The sequence below is a fragment of the Citrobacter sp. ABFQG genome, assembly GCF_004322975.1.
GTDB lineage: Bacteria > Pseudomonadota > Gammaproteobacteria > Enterobacterales > Enterobacteriaceae > Citrobacter > Citrobacter freundii.
Genome location: NZ_CP036435.1, coordinates 4,475,638 through 4,495,985 on the forward strand (window position 1 = coordinate 4,475,638; position 20,348 = coordinate 4,495,985).

Genomic DNA, 20,348 nt, shown 5'->3' on the forward strand with positions numbered 1-20,348 from the left:
CAAAAGCGTCTTATCCGGCCTACAAAAAGTACCACCTGTTTGCCGGATAAGCGAAGCGCCATCCGGCAAACAGGCCAAAAACAATAACGGGGTAAGAAGATGGGGCAACTGTCACAATCACATGATTTAGGGGGCGGGCTGAAATCACGCCACGTCACCATGCTGTCTATTGCCGGGGTAATCGGCGCAAGTCTGTTTGTCGGTTCAAGCGTGGCGATTGCAGAAGCCGGTCCCGCAGTATTATTAGCCTATCTGTTCGCCGGATTGCTGGTGGTGATGATTATGCGCATGTTGGCCGAAATGGCCGTCGCCACACCGGATACCGGTTCTTTTTCCACATACGCCGATAAGGCCATCGGCCCTTGGGCGGGTTACACCATCGGCTGGTTGTACTGGTGGTTCTGGGTGTTGGTTATCCCGCTGGAGGCGAATATCGCCGCCATCATTCTTCACTCCTGGGTGCCTGGCATTCCTATCTGGCTGTTTTCTCTGGTTATCACGCTGGCATTAACCGGCAGTAATTTACTGAGCGTCAAAAATTACGGTGAGTTCGAGTTCTGGCTGGCGCTGTGCAAAGTGATTGCCATTCTGGCGTTTATAACCCTCGGCGCAGCGGCGATTAGCGGTTTCTACCCTTATGCCGATGTCAGCGGGGTTTCGCGCCTGTGGGATCAGGGCGGCTTTATGCCCAACGGTTTTGGCGCCGTGATCAGCGCAATGTTAATCACTATGTTCTCCTTTATGGGCGCAGAGATAGTTACCATCGCCGCCGCCGAATCCGATACCCCGGATAAACATATCGTTCGCGCCACCAACTCGGTTATCTGGCGTATCTCCATCTTCTATCTGTGCTCTATTTTTGTGGTGGTGGCGCTGATCCCGTGGAACATGCCGGGACTGAAAGAAGTCGGTTCTTACCGCTCGGTACTGGAGCTACTGCATATCCCGCACGCGAAACTGATCATGGATTGCGTCATTTTGCTGTCGGTGACTAGCTGTCTCAACTCCGCGCTGTATACGTCCTCGCGTATGCTCTACTCCCTGAGCCGCCGTGGCGATGCCCCCGCCTTTATGGGTAAAACGAACCGCAGTAAAACGCCTTATGTGGCGGTGTTGCTGTCTACCGGTGCCGCATTCCTCACCGTCATCGTCAACTATTACGCCCCGGCCAAGGTGTTTAAATTCCTGATCGACAGTTCCGGTGCCATCGCACTGCTGGTCTATCTGGTCATTGCCGTTTCTCAACTGCGGATGCGCAAAATCCTGCTGGCGCGAGGCGGTGAAATTAAACTGAAAATGTGGCTCTATCCGTGGCTTACCTGGCTGGTCATCGCGTTTATTATCTTTGTGCTGGTGGTCATGCTGTTTCGCCCGGCACAACAGCTGGAAGTTATCTCTACCGGGTTGTTAGCCATAGGAATTATTTGCACCGTGCCCATTATGTCACGCTGGAAAAAACTGCTATCTTGGCAAAAAGCACCATTGCAAAATACGCATTAAACCTGTTCCCGGCGCAGGCCGGGAAATCCTTTCAGGAGTATGACCATGACCGCCATTCCCCAACCGACGGCCATTGATGGATACCGCTGGCTGAAGAACGACATCATCCGCGGTGTGTATCAGCCTGATGAAAAACTGCGTATGAGCCTGCTGACCTCACGCTATGAGCTTGGCGTGGGACCGCTACGCGAAGCGCTTTCGCAGTTAGTTGCCGAGCGGCTGGTGACGGTGGTAAATCAGAAAGGGTATCGGGTTGCCCCGATGTCAGAGCAAGAGTTGCTCGATATTTTTGATGCCCGCGCCAATATGGAAGCCATGCTGGTCGCGCTGGCCATTGAACGCGGCGACGACGCCTGGGAAGCTGAAATTCTGGCGCGCGCGCATATGCTTAGTAAGCTTGAAGCCATTGATGCCAGCGAACAGATGCTCGACGAGTGGGATCAGCGCCATCAGGCGTTTCACTCGGCGATTGTCGCTGGCTGTGGTTCACAATATCTGCTGCAAATGCGCGAACGACTGTTCGATTTGGCGGCGCGCTACCGGTTTATCTGGCTGCGAAAAACGGTGCTGTCGGTGGAGATGCTGGAAGACAAACACGATCAGCACCAAACGTTGACCGAAGCAATTCTGGCACGCGACGCCGCGCGCGCCAGCGAATTAATGCGCCAGCACCTACTGACGCCGATTCCGATTATTCAACAGGCGATGTCCGGTAAATTGCTGACGGAATAAGCCTGAATAATATTACTGCTCCGGAATACGTAAAACCTGCCCAGGATAGATTTTATCCGGACTTTTCAGCATTGGTTTATTCGCTTCAAATATCTGGTTATACAGGTTGGCATTACCGTAAACCTGTTTAGCAATAGCGCTCAGGGTATCTCCTGATTTCACGGTATAAAACTGGCTTTCGCTCGCGGGCGCAGAGGTTTTAACCTGATCATCTACGCTGGCAATACCGGAGATATTACCAATCGCGATCAGAATTTTTTCTTTCGCCTCCTGACTTAATCCATCACCAGAAACAGTGGCTTTGCCTTCGTTAATTTGCACGTCCACTTTATCCGCATCAGGGATGCCAGTTTTGTTCAGGTGTTCCTGCACTTTTTTTGCCAGATCGGCTGTGTCATGGTTTCCAGTGACCGCATCCCACAGTTTTTCACCCGCATCTTTTACAAAATTGAAGAGTCCCATATCCACCTCGGTAATTAACAATTAACACCCAAAAGTGTAGCAGAGGAGAAAGGGGGCCAAAGAAAACGGCGCCAAAGCGCCGTAGTTGAAAGGAATTAATTACGCGTCTGTATCCAGAAGGCATGGATCAAACCAGGGATGTAGCCCAGCAGCGTCAGAACGATATTGAGGATAAATGCCCAGCCGAACCCCTTCCCCAGCAGCACGCCAAGCGGGGGCAGAATAATAGTAAAAACGATTCTCCAGAAACCCATACACACTCCCTACAAGCAAAAAATTAATCATTGTTTAAAAAGAGATTTTATCTCTAAGAGTAGCCATTCTACCCAACTCCGCCAGCATTCCGCGGCTGTTTTACCCTCCTTTACGCTCTTTACGCTGGCGTACGTTGGTTGTTTATTTTAGAATGTGCTTAATTTAGATTGTTCTTAAATACATATGACTGAACTTGAACAACTCCAGGCCAGCGCAGAACAAGCTGCCGCCCTGCTAAAAGCGATGAGTAACCCGAAACGGTTGCTGATTTTGTGCATGCTCTGCGGTTCACCCGGTACCAGCGCAGGCGAGTTAGCCCGTGTTACCGGCCTTAGCCCTTCCGCCACTTCCCAGCATCTGGCGCGTATGCGTGAAGAAGGTCTGATAGAAAGCCAGCGCGATGCCCAGCGCATCCTCTACTCCATTAAAAATGCGGCCGTGAATTCGCTGATCGCCACATTAAAAACACTGTATTGCCCATAAGGAGCCATCATGACTATTGGGACGATTTCCCCGCGCGAGGCGCAGACACTGGTCGCGCAAGGTGCAAAACTGATTGATATCCGCGACGCTGACGAGTATCTGCACGAGCATATTCCTGAGGCTCATCTGGCGCCGTTGCCCGCGCTTGAACAGGGATCGCTGCCTGCGAATTTACGCGCCGAGCAGGTGATTTTTCACTGCCAGTCAGGCAAACGTACACAAAATGCGGCAACAAAACTGGGCGCCATTGCTGCGCCCGCGCAGGTCTGGCTGCTGGAAGGTGGAATTGACGGCTGGAAAGCCGCAGGGTTGCCGGTGACGAAAGACAGTTCACAACCGTTACCGCTGATGCGTCAAGTGCAGATAGCCGCGGGTAGCCTTGCCTTACTCGGTGTTATTCTGGGTTACACCGTCAGCAGTATTTTCTTCCTGCTGAGCGGTTTTGTCGGGGCCGGGCTGATTCTCGCTGGCGTGACCGGCTTTTGCGGCATGGCGCGTCTGCTGGACAAAATGCCCTGGAACCGACGTACTCATTAAGCGGTAATCATTAAAACAGCACTGTACCCGCCGGTTGACGTGATCTATGGTGAGTTCTGCGATAAATGATAAATAAAGGAGCGCAACAATATGTTTAAACCTGGCGATCTGGTTCAACCGCGTATGGGCGGTCCAAAACTGAAAGTTGTTGAAGTCAATGACGATCAAATTGTGGCGGTACAAGCCAGTAATGAAAACGGTGATAAATTCACGCTGAAAGCAGCTGATGTCACGCGATATACCGAAGAGGGTGATTTCGGCGTTTGCTGAAAATAAGCGGTGAGGATCTCCTCACCGCCTTCGTAATTAGATCAAAAAGTCATCAAGAGATTTACCGGCAGCCAGCGCCTGGGCAATTGGCTTCGGTGTGCGACCTTGCCCGGTCCATGTTTTCGTTTCACCATTGAGATCGATAAAACGATATTTCGCCGGGCGCGGTTGGCGTTTTTTAACTGAACGTGTCGTAGCCGGTGTTATGCTCAGCAGCTCCTCCGGGCTAATCCCGTCTGCCTGCATCTGCGCCAGCAAGGCATTAATTTTTGCCTGCTGTTCTGCGCGTTGGCGCTGTAGCTGTTCTTCTTCATCGCGCCGTTCTTTGGTCACTACCCTGAATTTTTCAAGCATATCTTCCAGTACATCAACAGAAAATTCACGAGCCATTGCACGCAGCGAGCGGATATTATTTAAGTTTTTTAACATTGAACTCATATTAACAAAACCTCTTTAACGTAAAACATAAAAATGGTATTACGCTAAATATTGTATGCAACTGATTATTATATTTCCAGTCTAATTTATTCGCAGATCATTAAACAAATAGCCAACTCTGATATTTATAGCATCCATTCTGCTATCGCTCAGACAATATATTCTATTACCCTGATTGCAGCTTTGAATATACCTGCAAGGTATCTCAGTGCGTCACTTAAGAAACAGGCCACGGCATCGCGTGGAACCAACGAGTATACATATTGCACATCAGTCAACATTCAGAAAAGGAGCGCAAAAAATCCAGAAAAACAAGCAAAAATAACTCTTTGATCTAAAAGAATTTTAATTAACACAGCAACGAAAACACCAAAACGAACAAAAAACAAACCATTACAGAGCATTTTATCGACAAAAAGACAATAAATAAAAATTTTAAGCTAGTTGCTAGTTATTATCCAGGCAGATATCCTATTAAAACGCGAAAGCAGCAAGACAAATCACTAGTAGTTAAGGTATTCAAAACCTTTTTCCCCCTTTTTACAAGGAGCATTAACATGTTCTCTCCGCAGTCACGCTTGCGTCATGCAGTAGCAGACACGTTCGCGATGGTTGTTTATTGTTCTGTCGTGAACATGTTGATCGAAATATTCCTTTCTGGAATGAGCTTCGAACAGTCGCTGTATTCCAGATTAGTCGCTATCCCTGTCAACATACTGATTGCGTGGCCATACGGCATGTACCGTGATTTGTTCATGCGCGCGGCGCGTAAAGCCACGCAGGCAGGATGGGCAAAAAATCTGGCGGATGTGCTGGCTTATGTCACCTTCCAGTCGCCGGTGTATGTGATTATTCTGCTGACGGTTGGCGCGGACTGGCACCAGATTACGGCTGCAGTAAGTTCGAACATCGTGGTATCAATGCTGATGGGCGCTGTCTATGGCTACTTTCTTGATTATTGCCGCCGCTTGTTTAAGGTCAGCAGCTATCATCAGGCTAAAGCCTGACACGCTTCTTTGCGACTGGCACTGCCAGTCGCGTTATTAGTTAGAATTAACGTCGCCAAACAACCCGCTCAGATAACGCTCAAGCGCAATACGCGAGCTAAAGCCATGCGGAATACCATAATGCTCATGAGTATCTCCGGCTAAATACAGCGGGAATTGCTGATAATGATCGCAGGTTTTAATATCCGTCGCCGGTTCTGCCAGCGAAGAGCTGCGCTCTTTTAGCGTGGGATGGATAATTAATGCGGTACGTCCCATGCGTGCTTCACGGTTAACGTACACATAATTTTCGCCACGACGATAGCCGTACGTTTTCTGCGTCACTACATCAACGGTAAAGCCCACTTTTTCAAGTACGCGCGCCACCTCATCAGGTCGTAAATACATATTATTTTCCTCGTTATCTTTTACTGCGGGCTTACCTTACCTGATTCAGCATTAGCAACGCTTTCAGAAAAGTCCATAAACGGGTGGCGATGGTGGGACGCATATCGTAAGAACCTTATATACCCTAAATAATTCGAGTTGCAGGAAGGCGGCAAGGGAGCGAATCCCCAGGAGCTTACTAAAGTAAGTGACTGGGGTGAACGAACGCAGCCAACGCACATGCTACTTGAAGTATGACGGGTATAGATTTATGTCAGCGCCATCCGCAGTTGGTTGCGCCATTTCCGCCGAGCTGATATTGGTAAATGACAGCAATATTCCCCCCTTTCCTTCTGACGTTATTCGCCAGCGGCTTAACGCCTGAACAGCTAACCCGGCCTGATTCGCTTTACGCACCAGCGCAACATCATCTCCGTCCACACTCATCACCAGTTGAATCCCACCTTCCTGAGGAATGACGCTAAATCCTTGTTCGGTCAGGGCGTTTTCCATCCATTGTCGTCGTTCGGCATAATGTTGTCGCATACGTTTTAAGTGTCGCCAGAAGTGGCCGTCTCGCATAAAATCCGCCAGCGTTTGCTGCCATAGAACCGGGACGCTACAGGCCGTTAGCGCCGCTTGTTGGCGAAAGTGTTCAACCTGGGTCAGGGGCACCACCAGCCATGCCGTACGCAAAGCCGGAAACATCGATTTGCTGAACGTTCCGGCATAAATCACCCGCTGGGGCGCATCCAGACTTTTTAGCGGCGGCAACGGCTTACCGTGGTAACGAAATTCACTGTCATAGTCATCTTCGATTACCCACGCCTGCGCACGAGTCGCCCACTCCAGCAACTGGTGGCGACGGTCTAAAGACAGTGCTACTCCCAGTGGGCTTTGATGTGCGGGAGTGAGCAGTACAAAACGCGCCTGCGGGTAGTCGCGAATCCCGGCGCTGACATCCAGACCATCGGCATCCACCGCTACCGGCTTCAACTCAATGCGTTCTTGAGCCACCACGGGCCGAATCAGCGGAAAGCCGGGATCTTCGACCCACATTCCCTCTCCGGGATGCGCCAGAGCGCGCAGGATTAACGTCATTGATGCCGCATAACCTGAAGTGATAAAAATCTGCTCTGGCTGGCATTCAATGCTGCGTGAGACCCGCAGGTAATCCACAATCGCCTGACGTAACGCCCGCTCGCCACACACATCGCCCACCGCCAGATCAAAACGCGTTTGGGTGCGCAAACGCCGTCCCATCACCCGCGCCCAGACTTCGCGCGGAAAAAGATCGAGTGCGGGTAATCCCATCTGAAAAGTTTGCGGTCTGGGATTTTCTCCGGCAAAGATGGCAGGAGATGCAGACGCCCTTTCTGGTTGCAGTTGCTCACTGACAAACGTTCCTGCCTGTCCACGCCGCGCGAGCCAGCCCTGCGCCACCAGCTCTGCATAGGCATTTTCCACCGTCGAGCGTGATACTCCCAGCTCCTGGGCCCAGGTCCGACTGGAGGGCAATCTGGTACCGGGCTTGAGTTCACCTTTCTCAATTGCGTTTTTTAACTGACGGGCGATTTGCTGATAGCGCGGCATTTATGGTCTGCTTTTTTGGTAACAATATGGCTCTCTGTAGCAGTCCATTATAGTGCTACATTGCGGCTCATCCAAACGAGGAGAAATACCATGACCATGTTACGCCAGCCCTATTATGAACTCAGCCCCGAAATCTATAACGCTCTGGTTCAGGCAAGCAAAGCGCTGGAGAACTGCGCGCTGGAACCTACGCTGACGGAACTGATTTACCTGCGGGTCTCGCAAATCAACGGCTGCGCCTTTTGTCTGGAAATGCACAGTAAAGCACTGCGCAAATCCGGAGTTGCGCAGGCCAAACTGGATGCGCTGGCAGGCTGGCGGGTGAGTCACCACTTCAGCGAGCAGGAACGTGCGGCGCTGGCGTGGGCCGAATCGGTCACTCAAATTGCCACTAGTCACGCCGAAGATGACGTTTATCTGCCGCTGCTCGACCATTTCAGCGCGAAAGAGATTAGCGACCTGACATTCGCCATTAGCCTGATGAACTGCTTTAACCGCCTGGCGGTGGGGATGCGCATGTGATTCTGCGCTTCCGGATGGCGGCATAAACGCCTTATCCGGCCTGGGAAGTGCTTTCCTGTAGGCCGGATTAGACGCGACGCGCGCCATCCGGCAACCTGCGATGGAACATATCACTTCCCCTGCCACGCCCATCACCCAGCCCATCATCAATCTAAAATTCCCATATCTTGTATGGTTGAATATTTTTAAAACTACATCTAGTATCTTTCCTATCAGGACACACACAACCCGACGCCCTCTATCGCGCCGATCTTTTATTTTTAAATGGAAATACGAATCATGCGTATTATTATTTACACTCGCAATAACTGTGTTCAGTGCCATGCCACCAAACGGGCAATGGAAAGTCGTGGTTTTGACTTTGAGATGGTAAACGTCGATTTACAGCCCGATTTGGCTGATAACCTGCGCGATCAAGGGTTTCGCCAGTTACCGGTCGTAGTCGCGGGTGAAACCAGTTGGTCAGGGTTTCGCCCGGACATGATCAACCGTCTGCATCCGGAACACCGTGTGGCCAGCGCATGAGTCAGCTCGTCTACTTCTCCAGCAGCTCCGAAAATACGCACCGCTTTATGCAGCGTCTGGGGCTGCCTGCCATCCGCATTCCGCTTAACGAACGCGAGCCGATCCGGGTAGACGAACCTTACATATTAATCGTGCCGTCCTACGGCGGCGGCGGCACTGCTGGCGCGGTCCCAAGACAGGTGATCCGCTTTTTAAACGATACGCACAACCGGGCGTTAATCCGTGGAGTGATCGCCTCAGGCAATCGTAATTTCGGTGACGCCTACGGTCGCGCGGGTGATGTCATCTCACAAAAATGCGGCGTGCCGTGGCTCTATCGCTTTGAGCTGATGGGCACCCAAAGCGATATCGACAACGTTCGAAAAGGAGTGAGCGAATTTTGGCAACGACAACCGCAGAACGTGTAATGCAGCCAACGCTGGATTATCACGCCCTGAACGCCATGCTGAATCTGTATGATAAAGCCGGGCGCATTCAGTTCGACAAAGACCATCAGGCGGTGGAGGCTTTCTTTGCCGCACACGTCCGCCCCAACTCGGTGGCGTTTGCCAGCCAGCAGGAGCACCTGGAAACGTTGGTGGATGAAGGCTATTACGATGCCAGCGTGTTAGCCCGCTACGATCGCGCGTTCGTGCTGAAGCTATTCGCCCACGCCCACGCCAGCGGATTCCGTTTCCAGACGTTCCTCGGCGCATGGAAGTTCTACACCAGCTATACGTTGAAAACGTTCGACGGTAAGCGCTATCTCGAAGACTTTGAGGATCGGGTAACGATGGTGGCGCTCACGCTGGCGCAGGGCGATGAAGCACTCGCGATGCAACTGACCGATGAAATGCTCTCCGGGCGCTTTCAGCCCGCCACACCAACCTTTTTAAACTGCGGTAAACAGCAACGCGGTGAGCTGGTCTCCTGCTTCCTGTTGCGTATTGAAGACAACATGGAGTCTATTGGTCGGGCGGTCAACTCCGCACTTCAGCTCTCCAAACGCGGCGGCGGCGTGGCATTTTTGCTCTCCAACCTGCGCGAGGCAGGTGCGCCCATTAAACGCATTGAGAACCAGTCCTCTGGGGTGATCCCGGTAATGAAAATGCTGGAAGATGCGTTTTCTTATGCGAATCAACTCGGGGCACGTCAGGGCGCAGGCGCGGTGTATTTGCACGCACACCATCCGGATATTTTACGTTTTCTCGATACTAAACGTGAAAACGCCGACGAAAAAATCCGTATCAAAACGCTCTCGCTTGGCGTGGTGATCCCCGACGTCACCTTCCGGCTAGCGAAAGAAAATGCCCGGATGGCGCTGTTCTCACCGTATGACGTGGAACGGATTTTCGGCAAACCGTTCGGTGATATCGCCGTGAGTGAGCGGTATGACGAACTGGTGGCCGACGAACGCGTGCGCAAAAAATACATTAACGCCCGCGAATTCTTCCAGCGGCTGGCCGAGATCCAGTTTGAGTCTGGTTATCCTTACATCATGTTTGAAGATACGGTGAATCGCGCCAATCCGATTGCCGGTCGGATCAATATGAGCAACCTGTGCTCGGAGATTTTGCAGGTTAACAGTGCCTCCACCTACGATGAAAATCTCAATTACGCGCAGATCGGGCACGATATCTCCTGCAATCTCGGCTCCTTGAACATTGCCCATACCATGGATTCACCCGATTTTGGTCGCACCGTGGAAACGGCGGTTCGCGGCTTAACCGCCGTTTCGGACATGAGCCATATCCGCAGCGTGCCTTCGATCGACGCCGGGAACAGCGCGTCGCACGCGATTGGTCTTGGGCAGATGAATCTGCACGGGTATCTGGCGCGGGAAGGGATCGCCTACGGCTCGCCGGAAGGGCTGGATTTCACCAATCTCTATTTCTACACCATCACATGGCATGCGCTGAATACGTCAATGAAGATCGCTCGCGAGCGGGGTCAAACCTTTGCCGGATTCAAACAGTCACGCTACGCCAGCGGCGAGTATTTTAACCAGTATCTGCAGGGCGACTGGCAGCCAAAAACCGACAAGGTCCGCACATTGTTTGCCGTCAGCGGCATTACGCTGCCGACGCGCGAGATGTGGGAGCAACTGCGTGAAGATGTGATGCGCTACGGTATTTACAACCAGAATTTACAGGCGGTTCCGCCCACCGGTTCTATCTCCTACATCAACCATGCCACGTCAAGCATTCACCCGATCGTGTCGAAAGTGGAGATTCGCAAAGAGGGCAAAACCGGGCGCGTTTACTACCCTGCCCCGTTTATGACCAATGAGAATCTGGCCTTGTATCAGGATGCCTACGAGATCGGTCCACAAAAAATCATTGATACTTACGCTGAAGCAACGCGGCATGTCGACCAAGGGCTTTCACTGACGCTCTTTTTCCCCGATACCGCCACCACGCGCGATATCAACAAAGCGCAGATTTACGCCTGGCGTAAGGGCATCAAATCCCTGTACTACATCCGACTACGCCAGCTGGCGCTGGAAGGCACCGAAATCGAAGGCTGCGTGTCATGCGCGCTGTAAGGAGGAGAAAATGACATTATCCCGCGTGAGCGCCATCAACTGGAACAAGATTGAGGATGATAAAGATCTTGAGGTATGGAACCGTCTGACCAGTAACTTCTGGCTCCCGGAAAAGGTCCCGCTCTCCAATGACATTCCGGCCTGGCAAACGTTGAACGCAGCCGAACAGCAGCTAACAATCCGCGTTTTTACCGGGCTGACGCTGCTCGACACCATTCAGAATGTTGCCGGAGCACCAGCGTTAATGACTGATTCGTTAACGCCGCATGAAGAGGCGGTGCTGTCGAATATCAGCTTTATGGAGGCGGTGCACGCCCGTTCCTATAGCTCTATTTTCTCCACCCTTTGCCAGACCAAAGATGTGGATGCAGCTTACGCCTGGAGTGAAGAAAATACCCCACTCCAGCGCAAGGCGCAGATCGTTTTGGCACATTACGCCAGCGACGAACCGTTGAAGAAAAAAATAGCCAGCGTGTTTCTGGAATCCTTCCTGTTCTATTCTGGCTTCTGGTTACCGATGTATTTCTCCAGTCGCGGTAAACTGACCAATACCGCCGATCTCATTCGTCTGATCATTCGTGATGAAGCGGTTCATGGGTATTACATTGGTTATAAATATCAAAAAGGTCTGGAGCATATTTCCGAATCAGCACGCGAAGAGTTAAAGCATTTTGCCTTTGACCTGTTGATGGAATTGTATGATAACGAAGCGCGTTATACGGAAGAATTGTATGCAGAGACCGGCTGGGTGGATGACGTCAAAGCCTTCCTTTGTTACAACGCCAATAAGGCATTAATGAATTTGGGATACGAGGCGCTATTTCCGCCTGAAATGGCGGAGGTTAACCCGGCAATCCTTGCCGCGCTGTCGCCCAACGCTGACGAAAACCACGATTTCTTCTCGGGTTCCGGTTCATCCTATGTGATGGGAAAAGCGGTCGAAACCGAAGATGACGACTGGAATTTCTAGCACTCATTTTCACGGGAAATACCGTACATTTTTCGCGGAAATATTTTAACAGGATCACACTTTTGTCGTGCAAATATAATTGTGTGATCTACACTCAATATCAGACGCATTATTCGCCTGCATTCCAGCAATTCAGGCGACTTTTCATTGCCATTTACAAAAAATATTAAGCCGCTCACATTCGCGCTCAGCCCTTATATCACGGGAAGTCCCGCCACCTGACCTTTGGCAATATTCATGCCACAACCAAATTCAGGGTTGTCTCAGATTCTCAGTATGTTAGGGTAGAAAAAGGTCACTATTTCCATCAGGTAATATATCGATATAAACAAATAACAGGAATCATTCTATTGCATGGCAATTAAATTAGAAGTTAAAAATCTCTATAAGATATTTGGAGAGCATCCGCAGAGAGCCTTCAAATATATTGAAAAAGGACTTTCAAAAGAGCAGATTCTGGATAAAACGGGGCTATCGCTTGGCGTTAAGAACGCCAGTCTGGCCATTGAAGAAGGCGAGATATTTGTCATCATGGGATTATCCGGTTCGGGTAAATCCACAATGGTACGCCTTCTCAATCGCCTGATTGAACCCACCCGCGGGCAGGTATTGATTGACGGCGTAGACATCGCCCGGATATCCGATGCTGAGCTTCGCGAGGTGCGCAGAAAAAAGATTGCGATGGTGTTCCAGTCCTTTGCCCTGATGCCGCACATGACGGTGCTGGACAATACGGCATTCGGCATGGAATTAGCCGGTGTTGGTGCGGATGAACGTCGTGAAAAAGCATTAGATGCGCTACGTCAGGTTGGTCTGGAGAATTATGCTCACGGATACCCGGATGAACTTTCCGGGGGTATGCGCCAGCGTGTAGGCCTCGCCCGCGCATTAGCCATTAACCCTGATATCTTATTAATGGATGAGGCCTTCTCAGCCCTCGATCCATTAATTCGTACTGAGATGCAGGATGAACTGGTAAAACTACAGGCGAAGCATCAGCGCACCGTGGTCTTTATATCGCATGATCTCGACGAAGCTATGCGTATTGGCGACAGAATTGCCATTATGCAAAACGGTGAAGTGGTCCAGGTCGGCACGCCGGATGAAATCCTGAATAATCCAGCCAATGATTATGTACGCACCTTCTTCCGTGGCGTTGATATTAGCCAGGTCTTCAGTGCGAAAGATATTTCACGCCGTAGCCCCGAAGGTTTAATTCGTAAAACGCCCGGGGTGGGTCCACGTTCGGCGCTGCAATTATTGCAGGACAAAGATCGCGAATATGGTTACGTGATCGAACGCGGCAATAAATTCGTTGGCGTTGTTTCAATCGACTCCTTAAAAACAGCGTTAAGTCAGGCGCAAGGTATTGAAGCAGCATTGATCGATGAGCCGTTAGCCGTAGATGCACAAACTCCTCTCAGCGAGTTGCTTTCTCATGTCGGCCAGGCCCCGTGCGCGGTGCCGGTTGTTGATGAGGAACAGCAGTATGTGGGCGTCATTTCAAAACGCATGCTGTTACAGGCTTTAGATCGTGAGGGGGTAAACAATGGCTGATCAAACTAATCCGTGGGATACCACACCAGCGGCCGACAGCGCCGCACAAACTGCCGATGCCTGGAGCACGCCATCCGGTGCGCCCACTGACGGCGGTGGCGCGGACTGGCTGACCAGCGCCCCCGCGCCGGCACCAGAGCATTTCAATATTATGGATCCGTTCCATAAAACGCTGATCCCACTGGACAGCTGGGTCACAGAGGGGATCGACTGGGTCGTTACCCATTTCCGTCCGGTCTTCCAGGGCATTCGTGTCCCGGTGGATTACATTCTCAACGGTTTTCAGCAGCTGCTGTTAGGTATGCCAGCCCCGGTGGCTATTATCCTGTTCGCGCTGATTGCCTGGCAGATTTCCGGCGTTGGGATGGGCGTTGCTACGCTGATTTCCTTGATTGCCATCGGTGCCATCGGCGCGTGGTCGCAGGCCATGATAACCTTGGCGCTGGTGTTGACCGCGTTGCTGTTCTGCGTGGTGATCGGTCTGCCGATGGGGATCTGGTTGGCGCGCAGTCCACGGGCAGCAAAAATTGTTCGCCCGCTGCTGGACGCCATGCAAACCACACCCGCGTTTGTCTATCTGGTGCCGATTGTCATGTTGTTCGGTATTGGTAATGTCCCGGGCGTAGTGGTGACGATTATCTTCGCCCTGCCGCCAATCGTACGTCTGACTATTCTGGGGATTAACCAGGTGCCAGCCGATCTGATTGAAGCCTCGCGTTCGTTTGGTGCCAGCCCGCGTCAGATGCTGTTTAAAGTGCAGCTCCCGCTGGCAATGCCCACCATTATGGCTGGGGTTAACCAGACGCTGATGCTGGCGCTCTCAATGGTCGTCATCGCGTCGATGATTGCCGTGGGCGGGCTGGGTCAGATGGTTCTGCGCGGAATTGGTCGTCTGGATATGGGGCTTGCCACCGTCGGCGGAGTTGGGATTGTGATTCTCGCCATCATTCTGGATCGCCTGACACAGGCCGTTGGTCGCGATTCGCGTAGCCGTGGCAACCGTCGCTGGTACACCACTGGTCCCGTTGGGCTTATCACTCGCCCTTTCACGAAGTAATTCACCCGTTGCCCGGTGGCGCATTGCTTACCGGGCCTACACGTCCCTCCAATAATTAAGGAACAACGATGCGACAGAAAATTATTATTGCCACAGCGTTTGCCACCCTTGTCTCCACCAGCACTTTCGCTGCCGACCTGCCGGGCAAAGGCATCACCGTACAGCCAATCCAGAGCACTATCTCTGAAGAATCCTTCCAGACGCAGTTAGTCGCTCGTGCGCTGGAGAAACTGGGTTACACCGTTAACAAAACCAGCGAAGTTGACTACAACGTCGGCTATACCTCCATTGCCTCTGGCGATGCAACTTTTACCGCCGTGAACTGGCAGCCGCTGCATGATGATATGTACGCCGCGGCGGGCGGAGACAAAAAGTTTTATCGCGAGGGGGTATTCGTTACGGGTGCCGCACAGGGTTATCTGATCGACAAAAAAACCGCTGAGCAGTACAAAATCACCAATATCGCCCAGTTAAAAGATCCGAAGATCGCCAAAATCTTTGACACCAACGGTGACGGAAAAGCCGATATGATGGGCTGTTCACCAGGCTGGGGTTGTGAAGCAGTAATCAACCACCAGAACAAAGCTTTCGATTTGGAAAAAACCGTCGAAGTCAGCCACGGTAACTATGCAGCAATGATGGCTGACACCATTACCCGCTTCAAAGAAGGTAAACCCATTCTTTACTACACCTGGACACCGTACTGGGTCAGCGACGTAATGAAGCCGGGTAAAGATGTGGTCTGGCTGCAGGTGCCGTTCTCTTCCCTGCCAGGCGAGCAGAAAGATATTGATACCAAGCTGCCAAACGGCGCCAACTACGGCTTCCCGGTGAACACGATGCATATTGTCGCCAATAAAGCCTGGGCAGAGAAAAACCCGGCTGCGGCGAAACTGTTTGCCATCATGAAGCTGCCGCTGGCGGATATCAACGCGCAGAACGCAATGATGCACGACGGGAAAGCGTCTGAAGCCGACGTGCAGGGTCACGTTGACGGCTGGATCAAAGCCCACCAGCAGCAGTTTGACGGCTGGGTGAACGAAGCGCTGGCCGCGCAGAAATAACCCACTCACAGGCCTGATGAGCGTATTGCCATCAGGCCTGTAACCGCATAAATGCCGGATGGTGGCGCGATGCGCCTTATCCGGCCTATCCACCCTCCTCCAATCGCACAATCCATCACTCAACAAATCAGCAACATTTAATCACTTCCGTTATGATTGTTTTCTGCAATCCATTATTCAGTTGAAAACCATGACGAAAACAACTCAGGGACTTAGCCCTTCGCTAATCCTGTTAATGTCTATCGCCACCGGCCTCGCCGTCGCCAGTAACTATTATGCGCAGCCGCTGCTCGACACCATCGCACGCAACTTTTCGCTCTCTGCCAGTACCGCAGGGTTTATCGTCACCGCGGCCCAGCTCGGCTATGCCGCTGGCCTGCTGTTCTTAGTGCCGCTCGGCGATATGTTTGAACGCCGGATGCTGATTGTCACCATGACGCTGTTAGCGGCTGGTGGCATGCTGATCACCGCCAGCAGCCAGTCGCTGGGTATGCTGATCCTCGGTACTGCCCTGACCGGGCTGTTCTCGGTAGTGGCACAGATTTTGGTTCCGCTGGCGGCAACGCTTGCCACACCGGACAAGCGCGGTAAGGTCGTCGGCACGATTATGAGCGGCCTGTTGCTAGGTATTCTACTGGCGCGAACCGTGGCGGGATTACTGGCGAATCTTGGCGGCTGGCGCACTGTATTTTGGGTCGCATCAGTATTAATGGCGCTGATGGCGGTTGCACTGTGGCGCGGCCTGCCGAAGATGAAATCCGATACCCATCTCAACTATCCGCAGCTGTTAGGCTCCGTATTCAGCCTGTTTATTAACGATAAATTGCTGCGTACCCGCGCGATGCTGGGCTGCCTGACTTTTGCCAATTTCAGTATTCTGTGGACCTCGATGGCATTTTTGCTCGCCGCGCCGCCGTTTAACTATTCGGAAGGAATGATTGGTCTGTTCGGTCTGGCGGGTGCCGCAGGGGCGTTAGGCGCACGTCCGGCGGGCGGTTTTGCCGATAAAGGTAAATCCCACCTGACCACAACTATGGGGCTGCTATTACTACTGCTCTCCTGGCTTGCTATTTGGTTTGGGCATGCTTCAGTCCCCATGCTGATTATCGGTATTCTGGTGTTGGACCTCACCGTTCAGGGAGTGCACATCACCAACCAGACGGTTATCTATCGCATTCATCCTGACGCGCGTAATCGCCTGACCGCCGGATACATGACCAGCTATTTTATTGGCGGAGCGGCAGGTTCGCTGATTTCAGCCTCTGCCTGGCAGCATGCCGGGTGGGCTGGCGTTTGTCTGGCAGGTACGACCGTTGCCATACTCAACCTGTTGGTCTGGTGGCGAGGTTTTCACCGTCAGGAAGCCGTAAATTAAGCGTATAACGCATGTTTACCGCTGATTGGGCTCCACAGGGTGTTAAGGAGCCCATCAGTCTGCTAAGGTTATAACTCATTGAACCAAGTTATATTAATTTCGGTAATGAAACCTATAACCCTATGGAAAGCCCTGTACCCCAGTCTGAATCCAGTTCGGCAACGTTAACGGAAGGATTCAAAGACAGCCTGCCAATAGTTATCAGCTATATTCCGGTCGCTTTTGCATTTGGTCTCAATGCCACTCGCCTTGGCTTTACGCCGGTTGAAAGCATCTTTTTCTCCTGCATTATCTATGCGGGAGCCAGCCAGTTTGTCATTACCACCATGCTCGCCGCAGGCAGTTCGCTGTGGGTCGCCGCGCTGACCGTCATGGCCATGGATGTCCGTCATGTTTTGTACGGCCCTTCCCTGCGTAGTCGGATCGCCCAGCGACTGAGTAAACCCAAAAGCGCGCTGTGGGCTTTTGGCCTTACCGATGAAGTCTTTGCCGCTGCAACGGCGAAACTGGTACGGGATAACCGGCGCTGGAGTGAAAATTGGATGATCGGCATTGCGCTATGCTCCTGGGCCTCCTGGGTGTTTGGTACGGTGCTCGGCGCGTTTTCCGGCAGTGGTTTACTCAAAGATTACCCGGCGGTTGAAGCGGCACTGGGCTTCATGCTCCCGGCGCTGTTTATGAGCTTCCTGCTCGCGTCATTCCAACGAAAACAGGCGCTTTGCGTGACTGCGGCCCTGGCCGGGGCGCTGGCTGGCGTCATGCTGTTTTCCATCCCTGCCGCTATCCTTGCAGGTATTGTCTGTGGATGCCTGACGGCGCTCATCCAGTCATTTTGGCAAGGAGGTCCTGATGAGCTATGAAGTTCTGCTACTTGGCCTGTTGGTCGGCTGCGTAAATTACTGTTTTCGCTATTTGCCGCTCCGTCTTGGGGTCGGCAATGTTCGCCCGACGAAGCGCGGCGCGACGGGCATATTACTCGACACTATTGGCATTACATCAATTTGCGCCCTGCTGGTGGTGTCTACCGCGCCAGAAGTGATGCACGACGCTCGTCGGTTCGTGCCTACTCTGGTGGGGTTTGTCATACTGGGTGCAAGCTTCTATAAGACCCGCAGCATCATCATTCCAACGTTACTGAGTGCTCTGGGCTATGGATTAGCCTGGAAAATGCTGGTTGTCTTATAGATAAAAACAATCATTTTAAATTAATAATACATTTACTTTATTTGTCACTGTCGTTACTATATCGGCTGAAATTAATGAGGTTATACCCAAATGGATAGTTCGTTTACGCCCATTGAACAAATGCTAAAATTTCGCGCCAGCCGCTACGAAGAGTTCCCTTATCAGGAAGTGCTTCTGACTCGTCTATGCATGCACATGCAGGGCAAGCTGCTGGAAAATCGCAATAAGATGCTGAAAGCTCAAGGGATTAACGAGACGTTGTTTATGGCGTTGATTACGCTGGAGTCTCAGGAAAACCACAGTATTCAGCCTTCTGAACTGAGTTGTGCGCTTGGCTCGTCACGTACTAACGCTACCCGCATCGCGGATGAGTTAGAAAAACGTGGCTGGATCGAACGTCGCGAAAGCGATAACGATCGCCGCTGTCTGCATCTGCAATTGACCGAGAAAGGCCATGCATTTTTGCAAGAGGTGTTACCGCCTCAGCATAATTGCCTGCACCAGCTCTGGTCGTCTCTTAGCACCACCGAAAAAGATCAGCTTGAGCAAATTACCCGTAAACTTCTGACCCGTCTTGATCAGATGGAGCAGGATGGCGCGGTGTTAGAAGCGCTGCGCTAAGGCGTCGACTCGCTCAGAAATCCAGATTTATAAATGAAAAAACCGACAGGCCAGCACGCATACTGCTGGCCTGTCTGATAAACAGGTCGGCTCAGCCGATGTGAATAAAAAGAAGATCGTGGAGAACAACATGAGCGCAAATGCGGAGACTCAAACCCCGCAGCAACCGGTCAAGAAGAATGGCAAACGTAAAAGTCTGCTTCTCCTTCTGACCTTGCTCTTTATTATCATTGCCGTGGCATATGGGATTTATTGGTTTTTAGTACTGCGTCATTACGAAGATACAGACGATGCGTACGTGGCAGGGAACCAGGTTCAAATCATGGCGCAGGTATCAGGCAGCGTGACGAAAGTCTGGGCTGATAACACTGACTTTGTAAAACAAGGCGATGTGCTGGTCACCCTCGACCAGACAGATGCCAAACAGGCATTTGAAAAAGCCAAAACTGCGCTGGCCTCCAGCGTGCGTCAGACGCACCAGTTGATGATCAACAGCAAGCAGTTACAGGCCAACATTGAAGTGCAGAAAACAGCTCTGGCGCAGGCACAAAGCGATTTTAATCGCCGAGTCCCGCTGGGCAACGCCAACCTGATTGGCCGCGAAGAGCTGCAACATGCGCGTGATGCCGTCGCCAGCGCTCAGGCTCAGCTTGATGTCGCAATCCAACAATATAATGCTAACCAGGCAATGATTCTCGGCAGCAAGCTGGAAGATCAACCCGCCGTACAACAGGCCGCCACCGAAGTGCGCGATGCCTGGCTGGCGCTGGAACGTACCAGAATTGTCAGCCCAATGACCGGTTATGTATCCCGTCGCGCCGTACAGCCTGGTGCGCAAATTAGCCCAACCACGCCGTTAATGGCGGTTGTTCCGGCCACCAACCTGTGGGTGGATGCCAACTTCAAAGAAACACAGCTCGCCCACATTCGTATTGGTCAACCCGCGACGGTTGTCAGCGATATTTATGGCGATGACGTGAAATATACCGGTAAAGTTGTCGGCCTCGATATGGGAACGGGCAGCGCCTTCTCCTTGCTGCCAGCACAAAACGCGACCGGTAACTGGATCAAAGTCGTCCAGCGTCTGCCGGTGCGTATCGAACTGGATGCGCAGCAACTGGCACAGCATCCTTTGCGGATCGGTTTGTCTACGCTGGTTACAGTCGATACCTCCAATCGTGACGGACAAATTCTGGCAAGCCAGGTCCGCACCACGCCGGTATCAGAAAGTAATGCACGTGAAATCGACCTTGCTCCGGTCAATAAGATGATCGAAGAGATCGTGCGGGCCAACGCGGGCTAATT

At 51.9% G+C, this 20,348-nt stretch carries 24 protein-coding genes; 19 read left to right on the forward strand and 5 right to left on the reverse strand.

The annotated features are described in order from the left end of the window. Positions 1 to 99 precede the first annotated feature (99 nt). Positions 100 to 1,500 carry a GABA permease gene (gabP, locus tag WN16_RS21920; RefSeq protein ID WP_003037233.1) on the forward strand — a complete coding sequence of 467 codons (1,401 nt, stop codon included), beginning with the start codon at positions 100 to 102 and terminating at the stop codon, positions 1,498 to 1,500. Positions 1,501 to 1,545: 45 nt separating this feature from the next. Further along, entirely contained in the window at positions 1,546 to 2,232 is a 687-nt protein-coding gene (gene csiR, locus WN16_RS21925) for a DNA-binding transcriptional regulator CsiR (protein ID WP_003037236.1), read from the forward strand. Between the two features lie 12 nt (positions 2,233 to 2,244). Here csiR and lysM read toward each other — a convergent pair whose 3' ends face one another. Beyond that, the gene (gene lysM, locus WN16_RS21930) at positions 2,245 to 2,694 is read right to left on the reverse strand and encodes a peptidoglycan-binding protein LysM (RefSeq protein ID WP_003037241.1); all 450 of its coding nucleotides are present in this window, start codon (positions 2,692 to 2,694) and stop codon (positions 2,245 to 2,247) included. 95 nt (positions 2,695 to 2,789) lie between these two features. Then, positions 2,790 to 2,948, reverse strand: a complete 159-nt coding sequence (locus WN16_RS21935) for a YqaE/Pmp3 family membrane protein (protein ID WP_003037242.1) — start codon at positions 2,946 to 2,948, stop codon at positions 2,790 to 2,792. Positions 2,949 to 3,132: 184 nt separating this feature from the next. Between WN16_RS21935 and WN16_RS21940 the strand changes: the two genes are divergently transcribed. The 3 genes from WN16_RS21940 to WN16_RS21950 all read left to right on the forward strand — a co-directional run bounded on the left by WN16_RS21940 (position 3,133) and on the right by WN16_RS21950 (position 4,239). Beyond that, positions 3,133 to 3,432 (forward strand): metalloregulator ArsR/SmtB family transcription factor, encoded by a 300-nt coding sequence (locus WN16_RS21940; RefSeq protein WP_003037247.1) that lies wholly within the window; start codon positions 3,133 to 3,135, stop codon positions 3,430 to 3,432. Between the two features lie 9 nt (positions 3,433 to 3,441). Next, on the forward strand, positions 3,442 to 3,969 hold the full coding sequence (locus WN16_RS21945) for a rhodanese family protein (RefSeq protein WP_044699661.1): 528 nt from the start codon (positions 3,442 to 3,444) through the stop codon (positions 3,967 to 3,969). A gap of 90 nt (positions 3,970 to 4,059) precedes the next feature. After that, entirely contained in the window at positions 4,060 to 4,239 is a 180-nt protein-coding gene (locus tag WN16_RS21950; protein WP_003037253.1) for a hypothetical protein, read from the forward strand. Positions 4,240 to 4,275: 36 nt separating this feature from the next. Here WN16_RS21950 and stpA read toward each other — a convergent pair whose 3' ends face one another. Further along, on the reverse strand, positions 4,276 to 4,677 hold the full coding sequence (gene stpA, locus WN16_RS21955) for a DNA-binding protein StpA (protein WP_003037256.1): 402 nt from the start codon (positions 4,675 to 4,677) through the stop codon (positions 4,276 to 4,278). 557 nt (positions 4,678 to 5,234) lie between these two features. Here stpA and alaE point away from each other — a divergent pair. Next, on the forward strand, positions 5,235 to 5,684 hold the full coding sequence (gene alaE, locus WN16_RS21960) for an L-alanine exporter AlaE (protein WP_003037259.1): 450 nt from the start codon (positions 5,235 to 5,237) through the stop codon (positions 5,682 to 5,684). Positions 5,685 to 5,720: 36 nt separating this feature from the next. Here the strand turns inward: alaE and WN16_RS21965 are convergent, their stop codons facing one another. Both WN16_RS21965 and WN16_RS21970 read right to left on the reverse strand, forming a co-directional pair. After that, positions 5,721 to 6,071 (reverse strand): DUF2002 family protein, encoded by a 351-nt coding sequence (locus tag WN16_RS21965; protein WP_044699663.1) that lies wholly within the window; start codon positions 6,069 to 6,071, stop codon positions 5,721 to 5,723. A gap of 222 nt (positions 6,072 to 6,293) precedes the next feature. Beyond that, positions 6,294 to 7,643 carry a PLP-dependent aminotransferase family protein gene (locus WN16_RS21970; RefSeq protein WP_103790841.1) on the reverse strand — a complete coding sequence of 450 codons (1,350 nt, stop codon included), beginning with the start codon at positions 7,641 to 7,643 and terminating at the stop codon, positions 6,294 to 6,296. Positions 7,644 to 7,733: 90 nt separating this feature from the next. On the opposite strand from WN16_RS21970, the gene WN16_RS21975 reads away from it, so the two are divergent. The 13 genes from WN16_RS21975 (at position 7,734) to emrA (ending at position 20,346) form a co-directional block, all read left to right on the forward strand. Beyond that, positions 7,734 to 8,165, forward strand: a complete 432-nt coding sequence (locus WN16_RS21975) for a carboxymuconolactone decarboxylase family protein (RefSeq protein WP_003037267.1) — start codon at positions 7,734 to 7,736, stop codon at positions 8,163 to 8,165. A gap of 279 nt (positions 8,166 to 8,444) precedes the next feature. Next, entirely contained in the window at positions 8,445 to 8,690 is a 246-nt protein-coding gene (gene nrdH / locus WN16_RS21985) for a glutaredoxin-like protein NrdH (RefSeq protein ID WP_003037270.1), read from the forward strand. Further along, the gene (gene nrdI / locus WN16_RS21990) at positions 8,687 to 9,097 is read left to right on the forward strand and encodes a class Ib ribonucleoside-diphosphate reductase assembly flavoprotein NrdI (RefSeq protein WP_003037273.1); all 411 of its coding nucleotides are present in this window, start codon (positions 8,687 to 8,689) and stop codon (positions 9,095 to 9,097) included. Before nrdH ends, nrdI begins: the two co-directional genes overlap by 4 nt. Beyond that, complete coding sequence (gene nrdE / locus WN16_RS21995) at positions 9,070 to 11,214, forward strand: class 1b ribonucleoside-diphosphate reductase subunit alpha (RefSeq protein WP_044699668.1); 2,145 nt, start codon at positions 9,070 to 9,072, stop codon at positions 11,212 to 11,214. The genes nrdI and nrdE overlap by 28 nt, the downstream gene beginning before the upstream one ends. Before the next feature lie 10 nt (positions 11,215 to 11,224). Next, entirely contained in the window at positions 11,225 to 12,184 is a 960-nt protein-coding gene (nrdF, locus tag WN16_RS22000; RefSeq protein WP_016150870.1) for a class 1b ribonucleoside-diphosphate reductase subunit beta, read from the forward strand. Between the two features lie 354 nt (positions 12,185 to 12,538). Next, positions 12,539 to 13,741, forward strand: coding sequence for a glycine betaine/L-proline ABC transporter ATP-binding protein ProV (gene proV / locus WN16_RS22010; RefSeq protein WP_003037282.1), 1,203 nt, complete (start codon positions 12,539 to 12,541; stop codon positions 13,739 to 13,741). Next, positions 13,734 to 14,798: a glycine betaine/L-proline ABC transporter permease ProW gene (gene proW, locus WN16_RS22015; protein WP_003037285.1), complete on the forward strand. Its 1,065-nt coding sequence runs from the start codon at positions 13,734 to 13,736 to the stop codon at positions 14,796 to 14,798. The genes proV and proW overlap by 8 nt, the downstream gene beginning before the upstream one ends. Before the next feature lie 68 nt (positions 14,799 to 14,866). After that, positions 14,867 to 15,862 (forward strand): glycine betaine/L-proline ABC transporter substrate-binding protein ProX, encoded by a 996-nt coding sequence (gene proX / locus WN16_RS22020; RefSeq protein WP_043017315.1) that lies wholly within the window; start codon positions 14,867 to 14,869, stop codon positions 15,860 to 15,862. Between the two features lie 190 nt (positions 15,863 to 16,052). Continuing rightward, a complete protein-coding gene (locus WN16_RS22025) occupies positions 16,053 to 17,237 on the forward strand; it encodes an MFS transporter (protein WP_044699671.1) in 1,185 nt (394 codons plus the stop codon). A 122-nt stretch (positions 17,238 to 17,359) separates the two neighbouring features. Further along, positions 17,360 to 18,097 (forward strand): AzlC family ABC transporter permease, encoded by a 738-nt coding sequence (locus WN16_RS22030; protein ID WP_016150871.1) that lies wholly within the window; start codon positions 17,360 to 17,362, stop codon positions 18,095 to 18,097. After that, positions 18,087 to 18,422, forward strand: a complete 336-nt coding sequence (ygaH, locus tag WN16_RS22035) for an L-valine transporter subunit YgaH (RefSeq protein ID WP_003037297.1) — start codon at positions 18,087 to 18,089, stop codon at positions 18,420 to 18,422. The genes WN16_RS22030 and ygaH overlap by 11 nt, the downstream gene beginning before the upstream one ends. 90 nt (positions 18,423 to 18,512) lie before the next feature. Continuing rightward, positions 18,513 to 19,043, forward strand: a complete 531-nt coding sequence (gene emrR / locus WN16_RS22040) for a multidrug efflux transporter EmrAB transcriptional repressor EmrR (protein ID WP_003037300.1) — start codon at positions 18,513 to 18,515, stop codon at positions 19,041 to 19,043. 130 nt (positions 19,044 to 19,173) lie between these two features. Then, positions 19,174 to 20,346 (forward strand): multidrug efflux MFS transporter periplasmic adaptor subunit EmrA, encoded by a 1,173-nt coding sequence (gene emrA, locus WN16_RS22045; RefSeq protein WP_003037303.1) that lies wholly within the window; start codon positions 19,174 to 19,176, stop codon positions 20,344 to 20,346. The last annotated feature ends 2 nt before the right edge of the window (positions 20,347 to 20,348 follow it).